This window comes from Streptomyces sp. NPDC041970 (assembly GCF_055588985.1).
The window spans coordinates 1-14,072 of the sequence record NZ_JBVJCD010000072.1 but is presented as its reverse complement, the minus strand read 5'-3'; the positions used below and the strand labels follow the sequence as shown (position 1 = coordinate 14,072).

General features: G+C 70.2%; 12 protein-coding genes and 1 riboswitch. Of the genes, 10 read left to right on the top strand and 2 right to left on the bottom strand.

The genetic code is table 11. The features are described from left to right. Positions 1 to 20: 20 nt before the first annotated feature. On the bottom strand, positions 21 to 1,403 hold the full coding sequence (locus ACZ6EJ_RS25055) for an aminotransferase class V-fold PLP-dependent enzyme (RefSeq protein ID WP_469270186.1): 1,383 nt from the start codon (positions 1,401 to 1,403) through the stop codon (positions 21 to 23). A gap of 273 nt (positions 1,404 to 1,676) precedes the next feature. Between ACZ6EJ_RS25055 and ctaC the strand changes: the two genes are divergently transcribed. The 4 genes from ctaC (at position 1,677) to ACZ6EJ_RS25035 (ending at position 6,152) form a co-directional block, all read left to right on the top strand. After that, positions 1,677 to 2,645 carry an aa3-type cytochrome oxidase subunit II gene (gene ctaC / locus ACZ6EJ_RS25050; RefSeq protein ID WP_469270185.1) on the top strand — a complete coding sequence of 323 codons (969 nt, stop codon included), beginning with the start codon at positions 1,677 to 1,679 and terminating at the stop codon, positions 2,643 to 2,645. Further along, a complete protein-coding gene (gene ctaD / locus ACZ6EJ_RS25045; protein WP_469270184.1) occupies positions 2,642 to 4,378 on the top strand; it encodes an aa3-type cytochrome oxidase subunit I in 1,737 nt (578 codons plus the stop codon). The genes ctaC and ctaD overlap by 4 nt, the downstream gene beginning before the upstream one ends. After that, the gene (locus tag ACZ6EJ_RS25040) at positions 4,375 to 4,773 is read left to right on the top strand and encodes a cytochrome c oxidase subunit 4 (RefSeq protein WP_469270183.1); all 399 of its coding nucleotides are present in this window, start codon (positions 4,375 to 4,377) and stop codon (positions 4,771 to 4,773) included. The genes ctaD and ACZ6EJ_RS25040 overlap by 4 nt, the downstream gene beginning before the upstream one ends. A gap of 125 nt (positions 4,774 to 4,898) precedes the next feature. Beyond that, positions 4,899 to 6,152: a L,D-transpeptidase gene (locus ACZ6EJ_RS25035; protein ID WP_469270182.1), complete on the top strand. Its 1,254-nt coding sequence runs from the start codon at positions 4,899 to 4,901 to the stop codon at positions 6,150 to 6,152. Between the two features lie 59 nt (positions 6,153 to 6,211). Here ACZ6EJ_RS25035 and ACZ6EJ_RS25030 read toward each other — a convergent pair whose 3' ends face one another. Then, entirely contained in the window at positions 6,212 to 6,613 is a 402-nt protein-coding gene (locus ACZ6EJ_RS25030) for a hypothetical protein (RefSeq protein ID WP_469270181.1), read from the bottom strand. 199 nt (positions 6,614 to 6,812) lie between these two features. Here ACZ6EJ_RS25030 and ctaE point away from each other — a divergent pair, with 199 nt between their 5' ends. The 6 genes from ctaE (at position 6,813) to ACZ6EJ_RS25000 (ending at position 13,972) form a co-directional block, all read left to right on the top strand. Further along, on the top strand, positions 6,813 to 7,433 hold the full coding sequence (gene ctaE, locus ACZ6EJ_RS25025; protein WP_469270180.1) for an aa3-type cytochrome oxidase subunit III: 621 nt from the start codon (positions 6,813 to 6,815) through the stop codon (positions 7,431 to 7,433). A gap of 55 nt (positions 7,434 to 7,488) precedes the next feature. Further along, positions 7,489 to 8,298 (top strand): cytochrome bc1 complex diheme cytochrome c subunit, encoded by an 810-nt coding sequence (qcrC, locus tag ACZ6EJ_RS25020; protein ID WP_469270179.1) that lies wholly within the window; start codon positions 7,489 to 7,491, stop codon positions 8,296 to 8,298. Then, positions 8,295 to 9,347 (top strand): cytochrome bc1 complex Rieske iron-sulfur subunit, encoded by a 1,053-nt coding sequence (gene qcrA, locus ACZ6EJ_RS25015; RefSeq protein WP_469270178.1) that lies wholly within the window; start codon positions 8,295 to 8,297, stop codon positions 9,345 to 9,347. The genes qcrC and qcrA overlap by 4 nt, the downstream gene beginning before the upstream one ends. Then, positions 9,344 to 10,990: a cytochrome bc1 complex cytochrome b subunit gene (qcrB, locus tag ACZ6EJ_RS25010; protein ID WP_469270177.1), complete on the top strand. Its 1,647-nt coding sequence runs from the start codon at positions 9,344 to 9,346 to the stop codon at positions 10,988 to 10,990. Before qcrA ends, qcrB begins: the two co-directional genes overlap by 4 nt. A gap of 123 nt (positions 10,991 to 11,113) precedes the next feature. Further along, positions 11,114 to 12,178 (top strand): anthranilate phosphoribosyltransferase, encoded by a 1,065-nt coding sequence (gene trpD, locus ACZ6EJ_RS25005; protein ID WP_469270176.1) that lies wholly within the window; start codon positions 11,114 to 11,116, stop codon positions 12,176 to 12,178. Positions 12,179 to 12,269: 91 nt separating this feature from the next. After that, positions 12,270 to 12,387, top strand: a riboswitch (SAM riboswitch). Between the two features lie 202 nt (positions 12,388 to 12,589). Then, positions 12,590 to 13,972, top strand: a complete 1,383-nt coding sequence (locus ACZ6EJ_RS25000; RefSeq protein ID WP_469270175.1) for an aminotransferase class V-fold PLP-dependent enzyme — start codon at positions 12,590 to 12,592, stop codon at positions 13,970 to 13,972. The last annotated feature ends 100 nt before the right edge of the window (positions 13,973 to 14,072 follow it).

Below are 14,072 nucleotides of genomic sequence, written 5' to 3'. Positions count from 1 at the left end.
CGGCCCGCCGCCACGACCGGTCAGACGAGCCGGCGGACCACATGGGCCGCGCCCCGGTCCGCCGGCTCCTCGCCCACGTACTCCTGCCCCCGCATCTCGCACCACGCCGGGATGTCCAGCCGCGCGGCCTCGTCGTCGGCGAGGACCGTCACCGTGGCGCCCACCGCCACCTCCCCGATCACCTTCGCCAGTTCGATCACCGGGATCGGGCAGCGCCGGCCCAGCGCGTCGACCACCAGGGAGGCGGCGGGCTCGGGGGAGGGGGACGCCTGCGCCGGGGCCCCCAGGCGCTCGCGCACCTCCGCGACCACTCCGGGCAGGATCTCCAGGAAGCGGTCCACGTCCGCCTCGGGCGTGCCCGGAGGCAGCGACACCCGCACGTTCCCCTCCGAGAGGACGCCCATCGCCTTCAGGACGTGGCTGGGCGTCAGCGTGCTGCTGGTGCAGGACGAGCCGGACGACACGGAGAAGCCCCTGCGGTCCAGCTCGTCCATCAGCGTCTCCCCGTCGACATAGAGACACGAGAAGGTGACCAGGTGCGGCAGCCGCCGCCGCGGGTCGCCCACCACCTCCACATCGGGCACCGTCCGGCCCACCACCGTCCGGACGCGGTCCACCAGGGCCCGCAGCCGCGCCGACTCCGCCGCCGCCTCGGCCCGCACGGCGCGCAGCGAGGCCGCCGCCGCCACGATCGCCGGCAGGTTCTCGAACCCCGGCGCCCGTCCCGACTCCCGCTCCCCGGCCGGCCCTCCGGGCGAGAAGCGCACCCCCTTGCGGACGGCGAGCAGCCCCACCCCGGCCGGGCCGCCCCACTTGTGCGCGCTCGCGGCCAGCAGCGACCAGCCCTCGGGGACGGGCCCCCAGCCCAGCGACTGGGCCGCGTCCACCAGCAGGGGGACCCCGGCGCCGGCGCAGGCCGCGGCGACCTCGGCCACCGGCTGCTCGGTGCCCACCTCGTGGTTGGCCGACTGGAGGCAGGCCAGCGCGGTGTCCGCCCGCAGCGCCTCGGCGTACGCCGCCGGGTCCACCGCCCCCGACCGCTCCACCGGGACCTCGGCGGCCACCCCGCCCGCGGCCTCGTGCGCCGCCGCCGCGTGGAGCACCGAGGAGTGCTCGACCGCCGAGACCACCAGCCGCCGGCCGACACGCCGACGCCCCGAAAGAGCGCCGGCAATTCCCGAGTGCACCGCGACCGTCCCCGAAGGGGTGAACACCAGCTCGTCCGGGCGGCAGCCGACGGCCTCCGCGGCGGTCTCGCGGGCCGCGTCCAGCAGCAGCCGGGCCCGCCGCCCCTCGCGGTACAGGCGGGCGGGGTCGGCCCAGCCGTCGTCGAGCGCGGCAAGCAGCGCCTGGCGTGCGACGGGGTGCAGGGGGGCGGCGGAGGCGGCGTCGAAGTAGGGCACGCCGCCACGCTAGCCCGCACCCGGCCCCACCAGGGGGCCCGCCCGGCCGTCGGGGCGGGCGAGAGGGCGTCAGAAGAGGGGTGGAGGACCGCGTTCCACCCCTTGGGGGTGTCGGGCGGCGCGTTGGGCACCCTCCCCGCGCGGCCCCAAATAGCGTCCAGTAGGGTTTGGTCCGCATAAACATCCAAACCCCTGCCCGCGTCAGGGCCGGCGACCGACCAGAGACATACGGGCGCGCCGACCGTGCGGGCGAGACTCTCGGGAAGGCGCTACGTGAGTCCCAACGGCTCCGACCGCTCGTCGCGGCGCCCGATGCGGCGGAAGCTGCCGCAGGTGCTGACTGCGGGCCTGGTCCTGGCGACGGCCTCCGGTTGTTCATACAACTGGGAGGATTTCCCCCGCCTCGGTATGCCCACCCCGGTGACGGAAGAGGCTCCTCGGATTCTCTCCCTCTGGCAAGGCTCGTGGGCGGCAGCGCTCGTCACGGGTGTCCTTGTCTGGGGGCTGATCCTCTGGAGCGTCTTCTTCCACCGGCGTAGCCGGACCAAGGTGGAGGTACCTCCGCAGACCAGGTACAACATGCCCATCGAGGCGTTGTACACAGTGGTTCCCCTCATCATCGTCTCGGTGTTCTTCTACTTCACCGCGCGCGATGAATCGAAGCTCCTCGAACTCTCCGAGAAGCCCGCCCACACCATCAACGTGGTCGGATTCCAGTGGAGCTGGGCCTTCAACTACGTCGAGAAGGTGGACGGTCAGCCGGCGGCGGGCAACGAGATCCCCAAGGAACTCGACGCCATCCCCGACCGCTACCGCGACGAGTTCCCCCAGGGCGCCGGCGGCGTCCACGACGTGGGCGTGCCCGGTACCCGCAACCCCCAGAACGGCAATCCGGGCCCGACCCTGTGGCTGCCGAAGGGGGAGAAGGTCCGCTTCATCCTCACGTCGCGCGACGTCATCCACTCCTTCTGGGTGGTGCCGTTCCTCATGAAGCAGGACGTCATCCCCGGCCACACCAACGCGTTCGAGGTCACTCCCACCAGGGAGGGCACCTTCATGGGCAAGTGCGCCGAGCTCTGCGGCGTCGACCACTCCCGGATGCTCTTCAACGTCAAGGTCGTCTCCCCCGAGCGTTACCAGCAGCACCTCAAGGAGCTGGCGGAGAAGGGTCAGACGGGCTACGTGCCGGCAGGCATCGAGCAGACGGACCCGGCCAGGAATGCGGAGAAGAACCAACTGTGAGCATCCTCAACGAACCTCAGGGTGCCACGCCGGCAGACGACTCGTACGAGGACGAGCTGCCGGTGCGGCGCAAGCAGCCGGGCAATGTCGTCGTCACGTGGCTGACCACCACTGACCACAAGACGATCGGTACGCTCTACCTGGTCACGTCGTTCGTGTTCTTCTGCATCGGCGGACTCATGGCGCTCTTCATGCGCGCCGAGCTGGCCCGTCCGGGCACGCAGATCATGTCGAACGAGCAGTTCAACCAGGCGTTCACGATGCACGGCACGATCATGCTGCTGATGTTCGCGACGCCGCTGTTCGCCGGGTTCGCGAACTGGATCATGCCGCTGCAGATCGGCGCGCCCGACGTGGCGTTCCCGCGGCTGAACATGTTCGCGTACTGGCTGTACCTCTTCGGCTCGCTCATCGCGGTGGCCGGCTTCCTAACCCCGCAGGGCGCGGCCGACTTCGGCTGGTTCGCCTACTCCCCGCTGTCGGACGCGGTCCGCTCGCCGGGCGTCGGCGCCGACATGTGGATCATGGGTCTGGCCTTCTCCGGCTTCGGCACGATCCTCGGCTCGGTCAACTTCATCACCACGATCATCTGTATGCGCGCGCCCGGCATGACGATGTTCCGTATGCCGATCTTCACCTGGAACGTCCTGCTGACCGGTGTGCTGGTCCTGCTGGCCTTCCCGGTCCTGGCCGCCGCGCTCTTCGCGCTGGAGGCGGACCGCAAATTCGGCGCGCACATCTTCGACGCGGCCAACGGCGGCGCACTGCTGTGGCAACACCTCTTCTGGTTCTTCGGCCATCCAGAGGTGTACATCATCGCCCTGCCGTTCTTCGGCATCATTTCCGAGGTCATCCCGGTATTCAGCCGCAAGCCGATGTTCGGCTACATCGGTCTGATCTCCGCGACGATCGCCATCGCCGGCCTTTCGGTGACGGTGTGGGCGCACCACATGTACGTCACGGGCGGTGTGCTGCTGCCGTTCTTCTCCTTCATGACGTTCCTGATCGCCGTACCCACCGGCGTGAAGTTCTTCAACTGGATCGGAACGATGTGGAAGGGGTCGCTGTCCTTCGAGACACCGATGCTCTGGGCCGTCGGCTTCCTGATCACCTTCACCTTCGGTGGTCTGACCGGCGTCATCCTGGCCTCACCCCCGCTGGACTTCCACGTCTCCGACTCGTACTTCGTCGTCGCGCACTTCCACTACGTCATCTTCGGCACGGTGGTCTTCGCGATGTTCTCCGGCTTCCACTTCTGGTGGCCGAAGTTCACCGGCAAGATGCTGGACGAGCGGCTCGGCAAGATCACGTTCTGGACCCTGTTCGTGGGCTTCCACGGCACGTTCCTGGTGCAGCACTGGCTCGGCGCGGAGGGTATGCCCCGCCGGTACGCGGACTACCTCGCCGCCGACGGCTACACCGCGCTGAACACGATCTCGACGATCTCCTCGTTCCTGCTCGGCCTGTCGATGCTGCCGTTCTTCTACAACGTCTGGAAGACCGCCAAGTACGGCAAGAAGATCGAGGTCGACGACCCGTGGGGTTACGGCCGCTCCCTCGAATGGGCGACCTCCTGCCCGCCCCCGCGGCACAACTTCCTCACGCTGCCGCGCATCCGCTCGGAATCCCCGGCGTTCGACCTGCACCACCCGGAGATCGCGGCGCTCGAACAGCTCGAGTACCACGGTGAGTCGGACAAGGCCCTCGCCGGCGGCAAGGAGGCAGGCAAGTGAAGATCCAGGGACAGATGTTCATCTGGCTGAGCGTCTTCATCCTCGCCATGGCCGTCACGTACGGCGTGTGGTCCAAGGAGCCGGTCGGCACCACCGCCCTCTTCCTGGCCTTCGGCTTGGCCGTGATGATCGGCTTCTACCTGGCCTTCACGGCCAACCGGGTGGACGCCATGGCCCAGGACAACAAGGAGGCGGACGTCGCCGACGAGGCGGGGGAGCTGGGGTTCTTCTCCCCGCACAGTTGGCAGCCGCTCTCCCTGGCGGTCGGCGGCGCCTTCGCCTTCATGGGCGTCGTCTTCGGCTGGTGGCTGCTCTACTTCTCGGCCCCCCTGCTCCTGATCGGCCTCTTCGGCTGGGTCTTCGAGTACTACCGGGGCGAGAACCGCACCCAGTGACGCCTGCCGGCAGGTGACACGCGCTACACCACGAAGGGCCCGCGACGCTCGCAGCGACGCGGGCCCTTCGCTCGTTTGCAGTCATAGAACGCGCTGGAACGGACGAGTCTTCTTAGCGTGGGGCCATGAACCACACGCCGCGCATCCGCACCGTAGTGAGCTGCACCCTGCTGGTCGTGACCCTCGCCGCGGGTGCGACCGCCTGTGGCTCGCCCGAGGACCGCCCGCTCTCGACGAAGACGTACGACGCGGGCGACCAGGTCTCCTTCAACGGCCCTTCCGACGAGAGGAAGGCCGACCCCGACAAGCCCCTGGAGGTCACCGTCAGCGGCGGCGACGGCCGCATCACCGACGTGAGCGCCGTGGACACCGCGGGCCGCCACCTCGCGGGCGAGCTGTCCGCCGACGGCCGGCGCTGGCGCTCCACCGCCCCGCTCGCGGCCGGCACCGGATACACCGTCAGGGTCGCCACCGAGAACGGCGACGGCGCTCCGGGCGCCCGCACGCTCTCCTTCGACACCTCCTCGCCCAAGAAGCTGCTGAAGGTGGCCTTCGGCCCGCAGGCGGGCACCTACGGCGTCGGACAGCCCATCACGGCGGAACTCAGCGCTCCGGTCACCGACAAGGCGGCCAGGGCCACCGTGGAGCGCGCCCTCAAGGTCCGCTCCACCCCGGCGGTCACCGGATCCTGGCACTGGGTGGACGCCAAGAAGCTGCACTACCGCCCGAAGGAGTACTGGCCCGCCGACGCCACCATCGAGGTGCGCTCCAACCTCGCGGGCATCAAGGTGGCCAACGCCCTGTACGGGGCGGAGGCCAAGCCCCTGAAGATCTCCACCGGCGACCGGATCGAGGCCCTGACCGACGCCTCGAAGCACACGATGACCGTGCTCCGCAACGGAGAGGTGATCAACACCATCCCGGTCACCACCGGCAAGCCCGGCTTCTCCACGCGCAACGGCGTCAAGGTGGTGCTGGCGAAGGAGTACTACGTACGGATGCGCGGGGAGAGCATCGGCATCGCGGCCGGCTCCTCCGAGTCGTACGACCTGCCGGTCTACTACGCCACACGGGTGACGTGGAGCGGCGAGTACGTCCACGCCGCCCCCTGGTCCACCGGCTCCCAGGGCCGCGCCAACGTCAGCCACGGCTGCACGGGGATGAGCACCGGCGACGCGGAGTGGTTCTTCGAGACCGTGCGCCAGGGCGACGTCGTCGAGGTCGTCGGCAGCGAGGGGGAGACCATGACCCCGTTCGACAACGGGTTCGGGGACTGGAACCTCTCCTGGGAGAAGTGGCTGAAGGGCAGCGCCCTGCACGAGGGGGCGCCGGACAGCCCGCAGACGCTGCAGGCCGCCCGACTGCGCCCCCAGGTCTGACGCGGGCCGGGGGGATGTCCCGCCGCGTGCGGCGCCCCTCACGGGGCCGCAGGGGCCTCTCAGGCCCCCACGGCGAGCCGGCGGCGCAGCAGCGCCGCCAGCGCGTCGGGGAACTCCACCGGGTCCACCGGGAGGGTCACCGCGGACTCCGCGCGGCTCCAGGTGGCCAGCCAGGCGTCCTGCGGGCGGCCGATCAGCAGCAGGACGGGCGGGCAGTCGAAGATCTCGTCCTTGATCTGCCGGCAGACGCCCATGCCGCCGACGGGAGCCGTCTCGCCGTCCAGGACGCAGACGTCGACGCCGCCCCCGTCCAGCGCGGCCAGGACGGCCGGGAGTGTCGCGCACTCCAGGAACTCCACCGGCGGAACGTCCGCCGCGGGCCTGCGACCGGCCGCCAGCCTGACCTGCTCGCGGATGTTGGCGTCGTCGCTGTAGACCAGGACCGTGGCGGTCGCCTGCATTGTTCCTCCGTGACATCGACGTCGTCGGGGCTCTGGGGGCATGAACCGATGCGCGGATCGTACTCCGCCGGACTGGCTGTCAGCACCGGTAAGGACGACCTTTCGCTGGGCCGTTCGGCCCAGCGGGGGACCCCCGCGGACGGCTCGGACACACCGAACGGCACCCCCCGGAGTGAGGGCGGGATAAGCGACCGACATAATGTCGGTCGTGGCGACAGCAACGACAGTAGAAACCGGGCACGCGCACCCGTCGGTCAATCGACCGAACCTCACCAGCGTCGGAACCATCATCTGGTTGAGTTCCGAGCTGATGTTCTTCGCGGCCCTCTTCGCGATGTACTTCACCCTGCGATCGGTGACGGGACCCGAGTACTGGAAGGAGATGGCCGGCCATCTGAACTTCCCGTTCTCGGCGACGAACACCACCATCCTGGTGCTCTCCTCACTCACCTGCCAGCTCGGCGTCTTCGCCGCCGAGCGGGGCGATGTGAAGAAGCTCCGCACCTGGTTCATCATCACCTTCGTGATGGGTGCGATCTTCATCGGCGGCCAGGTCCTGGAGTACACCGAGCTGGTCAAGGACGCGGGGCTCTCCCTCTCGTCCGGCCCGTACGGCTCGGTGTTCTACCTGACCACCGGCTTCCACGGTCTGCACGTGACAGGCGGTCTCATCGCCTTCCTGCTGGTCCTCGGCAGGACGTACGCGGCCAAGAGGTTCACCCACGAACAGGCCACCGCCGCCATCGTCGTGTCGTACTACTGGCACTTCGTCGACGTCGTGTGGATCGGCCTGTTCGCCACGATCTACATGATCAAGTAACCGGGCTCGCACCCACCCACCATCGACGCAGAAGATCCTGACACCGGGGTAATCCGTGAAAAAGCTCTCCGCACGACGACGCCATCCGCTGGCGGCGGTCGTCGTACTACTCCTCGCGCTGGCGGCTACCGGGGGGCTGTACGCAGCGTTTGCGCCTGCGGGCAAGGCGCAGGCCGACGAAACCGCCCAGTCCCTCGCGATCGACGAGGGCAAGAAGCTCTACTCCGTGGGCTGCGCGAGCTGCCACGGAACCGGCGGTCAGGGCACCACTGACGGGCCGTCCCTCGTGGGCGTGGGCTCCGCCGCCGTCGACTTCCAGGTCACCACGGGCCGTATGCCCGCGCAGCAGCCGGGCGCCCAGGTGCCGAAGAAGAAGGCCATCTACAGCCAGGCGCAGGTCGACCAGCTCGCGGCGTACGTCGCGTCGCTGGGCGCCGGCCCGATCACGCCGAGCGAGAAGCAGGTCGACCCGGCCGGCGCGAACGTGGCCAAGGGCGGAGACCTCTTCCGCAACAACTGCGCCCAGTGCCACAACTTCACCGGCAAGGGCGGCGCGCTGACCTACGGGAAGTACGCACCCGACCTCGAGGGCGTGAGCCCCAAGCACATCTACGAGGCCATGCAGACCGGCCCGCAGAGTATGCCCTCCTTCCCCGACACGACGATGCCGGAGCAGGAGAAGAAGGACATCATCGCGTACATCCAGACCGTGAACGGCGAGGAGACGGCCAGCCCCGGCGGCCTCGCCCTCGGCGGCCTCGGTCCGGTCAGCGAAGGTCTGTTCGCCTGGATCTTCGGACTGGGTGCGCTCGTCGCAGTCGCCGTCTGGGTCGCGGCCCACACCGCTAAGGCCAAGAAGTCATGAGTAGCCAACAGATTCCAGAAGACAACCTGCCCGTAGTGCAGGAGACCGCGCACGGCGCGGTGGAGGGTACGGGCGACCCGTTCGCCGATCCGGGGCTGCCGGCCCACAAGCCGCGCATCCAGGACCTCGACGAACGCGCCGCGAACCGCTCGGAGCGGGCCGTCGCGTTCATGTTCATCCTCTCGATGCTGGCGACGGTGGGCTTCATCGCCTCCTACGTCGTCTTCCCGGTGGACAAGATCGTCTACATCTGGCCCTTCGGCCATGTGAGCGCGCTCAACTTCTCCCTGGGCCTCACCCTGGGCTTCGCCCTCTTCTTCATCGGCGCGGGCGCCGTCCACTGGGCGCGCACCCTGATGTCCGACGTCGAGGTCGCCGCCGAGCGCCACCCGATCGAGGCGCCGCCCGAGGTCAAGGCCAAGGTGCTCGCCGACTTCGCGGCCGGCGCCCAGGAGTCCGCGCTGGGCCGGCGCAAGCTGATCCGCAACACCATGTTCGGCGCGCTGGCCCTGGTGCCGCTCTCCGGCGTGGTCCTGCTGCGCGACCTCGGTCCGCTGCCGGAGAAGAAGCTCCGGTCCACCATGTGGGCCAAGGGCAAGCAGCTCGTGAACATGAACACGATGCAGCCGCTGCGCCCGGAGCACGTCGCGGTCGGCTCGCTGACCTTCGCCATGCCCGAGGGCCTGGAGGAGGACGCGCACGACTTCCAGTCGCAGATCGCCAAGGCCGCCCTGATGATCGTCCGCATCGAGCCGGACGACATCAAGGACAAGCGCCAGCGCGAGTGGGCGCACGAGGGCATCGTCGCCTTCTCCAAGATCTGCACCCACGTCGGCTGCCCGATCAGCCTGTACGAGCAGCAGACACACCACGTGCTCTGCCCGTGCCACCAGTCCACCTTCGACCTCTCCGACGGCGCCCGAGTCATCTTCGGTCCGGCCGGCCACCCCCTTCCGCAGTTGCGGATCGGTGTGAACAGCGAGGGCAACCTCGAGGCGCTCGGTGACTTCGACGAGCCCGTCGGCCCGTCCTTCTGGGAGCGCGGATGAGTACTGCGACAACCAACCCGTCCGCCGACCAGGCGGGTCAGCGCAAGGCGCCCGCGGGCGAGCGGGTCGCCGACTGGGCGGACGGCCGGCTGGGCATCTACGGCCTGGCCAAGGCCAACATGCGCAAGATCTTCCCGGACCACTGGTCCTTCATGCTCGGTGAGGTCGCGCTCTACAGCTTCATCATCATCATCCTCACGGGTGTGTACCTGACGCTGTTCTTCCAGCCGAGCATGAACGAGGTCGTCTACCACGGCCCGTACGAGCCCATGCAGGGCATCAGGATGTCGGAGGCCTACGCCTCCACGCTGAAGATCAGCTTCGAGGTCCGCGGCGGTCTGCTCGTACGGCAGATCCACCACTGGGCCGCGCTGATCTTCCTCGCGGGCATGTTCGTGCACATGATGCGCGTCTTCTTCACGGGCGCCTTCCGCAAGCCGCGCGAGATCAACTGGCTGTTCGGCTTCCTGCTGTTCGTGCTCGGCATGTTCACCGGCTTCACGGGCTACTCCCTCCCGGACGACCTGCTCTCCGGTACGGGCGTCCGCTTCACCCAGGGCGCGATCCTGTCGGTGCCGATCGTCGGCACCTACATCTCGATGTTCCTGTTCGGCGGCGAGTTCCCCGGCCACGACTTCGTGGCCCGGTTCTACTCGGTCCACATCCTGCTGCTGCCCGGCATCATGCTCGGCCTGCTGGTGGCCCACCTGATCCTGGTCTTCTACCACAAGCACACGCAGTTCGCGGGCCCCGGCCGGACCAACAAGAACGTCGTCGGTATGCCGCTGCTGCCGGTCTACATGGCGAAGGCCGGAGGGTTCTTCTTCCTGGTCTTCGGCGTCATCGCGATCATCTCGGCCATCGCCACGATCAACCCGATCTGGGCGCTCGGCCCGTACCGCCCGGACCAGGTGTCCACCGGCGCCCAGCCCGACTGGTACATGGGCTTCGCCGAGGGGCTGGTCCGTGCGATGCCCGGCTGGGAGATCAACCTGTGGGGCCACACGCTCGCCCTGGGCGTGTTCATCCCGCTGGTCCTCTTCGGCGTGGTGCTCTCCGCGATCGCGGTCTACCCGTTCATCGAGGCCTGGGTCACCGGGGACAAGCGCGAGCACCACATCCTGGACCGCCCGCGCAACGCCCCGACCCGGACGGCCTTCGGCGTCGCCTGGATCACGGCGTACTTCATCGGCCTCGTCGGCGGTGGGAACGACCTGTGGGCCACGCACTTCCACCTGTCGCTGAACGCCATCACGTGGTTCGTCCGGATCTTCTTCTTCGCCGGACCGGTCATCGCGTTCATCGTCACGAAGCGGATCTGCCTCGGCCTCCAGCGCCGCGACCGGGACAAGGTGCTGCACGGCCGCGAGAGCGGCATCATCAAGCGGCTGCCGCACGGTGAGTTCGTGGAGGTCCACGAGCCGCTGTCCCAGGAGCAGTTGCACACGCTCACCGCGCACGAGCAGTACAAGCCGCTCGAGCTCGGCCCCGCGGTCGACGAGAACGGCGTCAAGCGCAAGATCTCCCCGATGCAGAAGCTGCGCGCCAAGCTCAGCCAGGGGTACTACGGCGAGGGCAACCAGATCCCCAAGCCCACCCCCGAGGAGTACAAGGAGATCACCGAGGGCCACGGCCACCACTGATCACCTGAGCTGATCGCCACCGCGAGAGCCCCGTCCACCCGATGGACGGGGCTCTTCGCGTCCCCTCCCGCCTGGATAGGGTGGGGCCACCCCTAGACCGACTGTGGACCCCTGGAGCGGACCATGAACGTTGTGACCCCGAGTGGCGGCGACAGCGTGGCGGACCACTCCTGGCCCGGCCTGCTGAACCCCCTGCTGCGCGGCGAGGACCTCTCCTCCGAGGAGACCGCCTGGGCCATGGACCGCATCATGAGCGGCGAGGCGACCGACGCGCAGATCGCCGGGTTCGCCGTCGCGCTGCGGGCCAAGGGCGAGACCGTCGACGAGGTCACCGGACTGGTCCGGGCGATGTACGCGCACGCCCGGACCATCCACGTGCCCGGCCGCACCGTGGACATCGTCGGCACCGGCGGCGACCTCGCCAAGACGGTCAACATCTCGACCATGTCCGCGATCGTCATCGCCGGCACCGGCGCCAAGGTGGTCAAGCACGGCAACCGCTCCGCCTCCTCGGCCAGCGGCTCCTCCGACGTGCTGGAGAAGCTCGGCGTCAACCTGGAGCTGACCCCGCAGCGGGTCGTGGAGGTCGCCGAGCGGGCCGGCATCACCTTCTGCTTCGCGGTCAAGTTCCACCCCGCCCTGCGCTACGCCGCCAAGGCGCGCAGGGAGCTGGGCGCGCAGACCACGTTCAACATCCTGGGACCCCTCACCAACCCGGCCCAGGTGCGCGCCCAGGCCGTCGGGGTGGCCGACGCCCGGATGGCCCCGATCGTCGCGGGCGTCCTCGCCGACCGGGGCAACTCCGCGCTGGTCTTCCGCGGCGACGACGGGCTCGACGAGCTGACCACCACCGCCACCTCGCGGGTCTGGGTGGTCCGCGACGGCGCGGTCCGCGAGGAGGCGTTCGACCCGCGCGACGTCGGGCTGCCGCTCGTCCCCGTCTCCGCGCTGCGCGGCGCCGACGCCTCGTACAACGCCGACGTCGCCCGCCGCCTGCTGGACGGCGAGGGCGGCGCGGTGCGCGAGGCGGTGCTGCTCAACTCGGCGGCGGCGCTGGTCGCCCTGGACCCCGGTCCGGGCACGCTCGCCGAGCAGATCGCCGCGAAGATCCTGGTGGCCGCCGAGGCCGTCGACTCCGGGGCGGCCAAGCGGACCCTGGAGCGCTGGGTGGAAGCCAGCAACGCCTGAGCCCCAGGGGCCCGCGGTGTGACGCAGGGCGCAGTCCGGCATCCGGACTGCGCCCTTGCGCGTACGGCCGCGTATGGCAGGATGCTGGGCAGGTCATGAGTGACAGCGACTACGGCCCCGGCCCGCTGTCCGGCAACCCTCCGTCCGTGGCGGGGTGCCCCGGGTGAAGACCAGGCCGTGGGCAGCGAGGTCCGCGGCAAGCGCGGGCCCCTAGGCATCCGGCGGATGCCAGCCCCCGGGGTCCTGGTCCCTAGGGAGCCTCTTGTGAGCAAGCGAATGCGATAGGGCCGTCCGGCCCTGGGGCGCATCGCCCCTCCGCGCGCCCTTCTCCGGCGCGTTCTTCCCCCTTCTCCTGCGCTGCCGCGTACCCGCCGGCGCACGGATCTCGCCTGCCTGTTACGGGAGTCCGCCATGTCCGTCTCCACCGCTGCCCTCGACCCGTCGCTCCGCGCCCCGCTGCCCGTGCTGGGGCGGGACGTCACCGTCCCGCTCGTCACCGGCGGCGAGGTCGCCTACGCCGCCCTCGACTACGCGGCCAGCGCCCCGGCCCTCCAGCGGGTCTGGGACGACGTGGCCGCCTACGCCCCGTACTACGGCAGCGTCCACCGCGGGGCCGGATACCTCTCGCAGCTCTCCACCGACCTCTTCGAGAACAGCCGCCGCACCGTCGCCGACTTCCTCGGCTGCCGGGCGGACGACCAGGTGGTCTTCACCCGTTCGACGACCGACTCCCTCAACCTGCTGGCCGCCGTGCTGCCCGCCGACTGCCAGGTCTTCGTGTACGAGACCGAGCACCACGCGTCCCTGCTGCCCTGGCGCGACGCGCGGGTCACCTACCTCGACGCGCCGCGCACCCCGGCCGAGGCCGTCACCACCCTGGAGCGGGCCCTCGCCGACCGGGAGTCCTCCCCGAACGGCCCGGCGCTGGTCTGCGTCACCGGGGCCTCCAACGTGACCGGCGAGCTGTGGCCGGTCAAGGAGCTGGCCGCCGCCGCCCACGCGCACGGCGCCCGCATCGTCCTGGACGCCGCCCAGCTCGCCCCCCACCACCCCGTGGACCTCGCGGAACTGGACGTCGACTGGATCGCCTTCTCGGGCCACAAGCTGTACGCGCCCTTCGGCTCCGGCGTCCTCGCGGGCCGCGCCGACTGGCTGCGGGCCGCCGAGCCGTACCTCGCCGGCGGCGGCGCCTCCCGCACCGTCGCCCGGCGCGCCGACGGCGGGGTGGAGGTGGACTGGCACACCACGGCCGCCCGCCACGAGGCCGGTTCGCCCAACGTCATCGGCGTGTACGCGATCGCCTCCGCCTGCAAGGCCCTGACCGAGGCGGGCTTCGACAACCTGGTCGCCCGCGAGCAGGAGCTGGTGCGCCGGGTCCGCGCGGGGCTCGCGGAGGTGCCCGAGGTGCGGGTGCTCTCGCTGTTCGGCGACGACGCGCCCCGCGTCGGCGTCATCTCCTTCGTGGTGCGCGGCTGGAACAGCTCGCACTTCGCCGCGGCCCTCTCCGCGGAGTACGGCATCGGCGTGCGCGACGGCCTCTTCTGCGCCCACCCGCTGGTGCGCACCCTCCTCGGCAGCGACCCGCAGGAGCCCGGCGAGTGCGGCGCGCCGGAGGCCGAGCCGGGCGAGAGGTCGCTGAACGCCATCCGGGTCAGCTTCGGCGCCGGCACGCCGGACGAGCACATCGAGCGGTTCCTGCGCGCGGTCGGCGAGCTGGTCCGCGACGGCGCCCAGTGGAAGTACCGCACCGAGGGCGGCCGCTGCGTTCCGGACCGGGGCGCGGCCCAGGTCTGAGCGGCCCGGTCGCGGGGGGGGGGGGGGGGGGGGGGGGGGGGGGGGGGGGGGGGGGGGGGGGGGGGGGGGGGGGGGGGGGGGGGGGGGGGGGGGGGGGGGG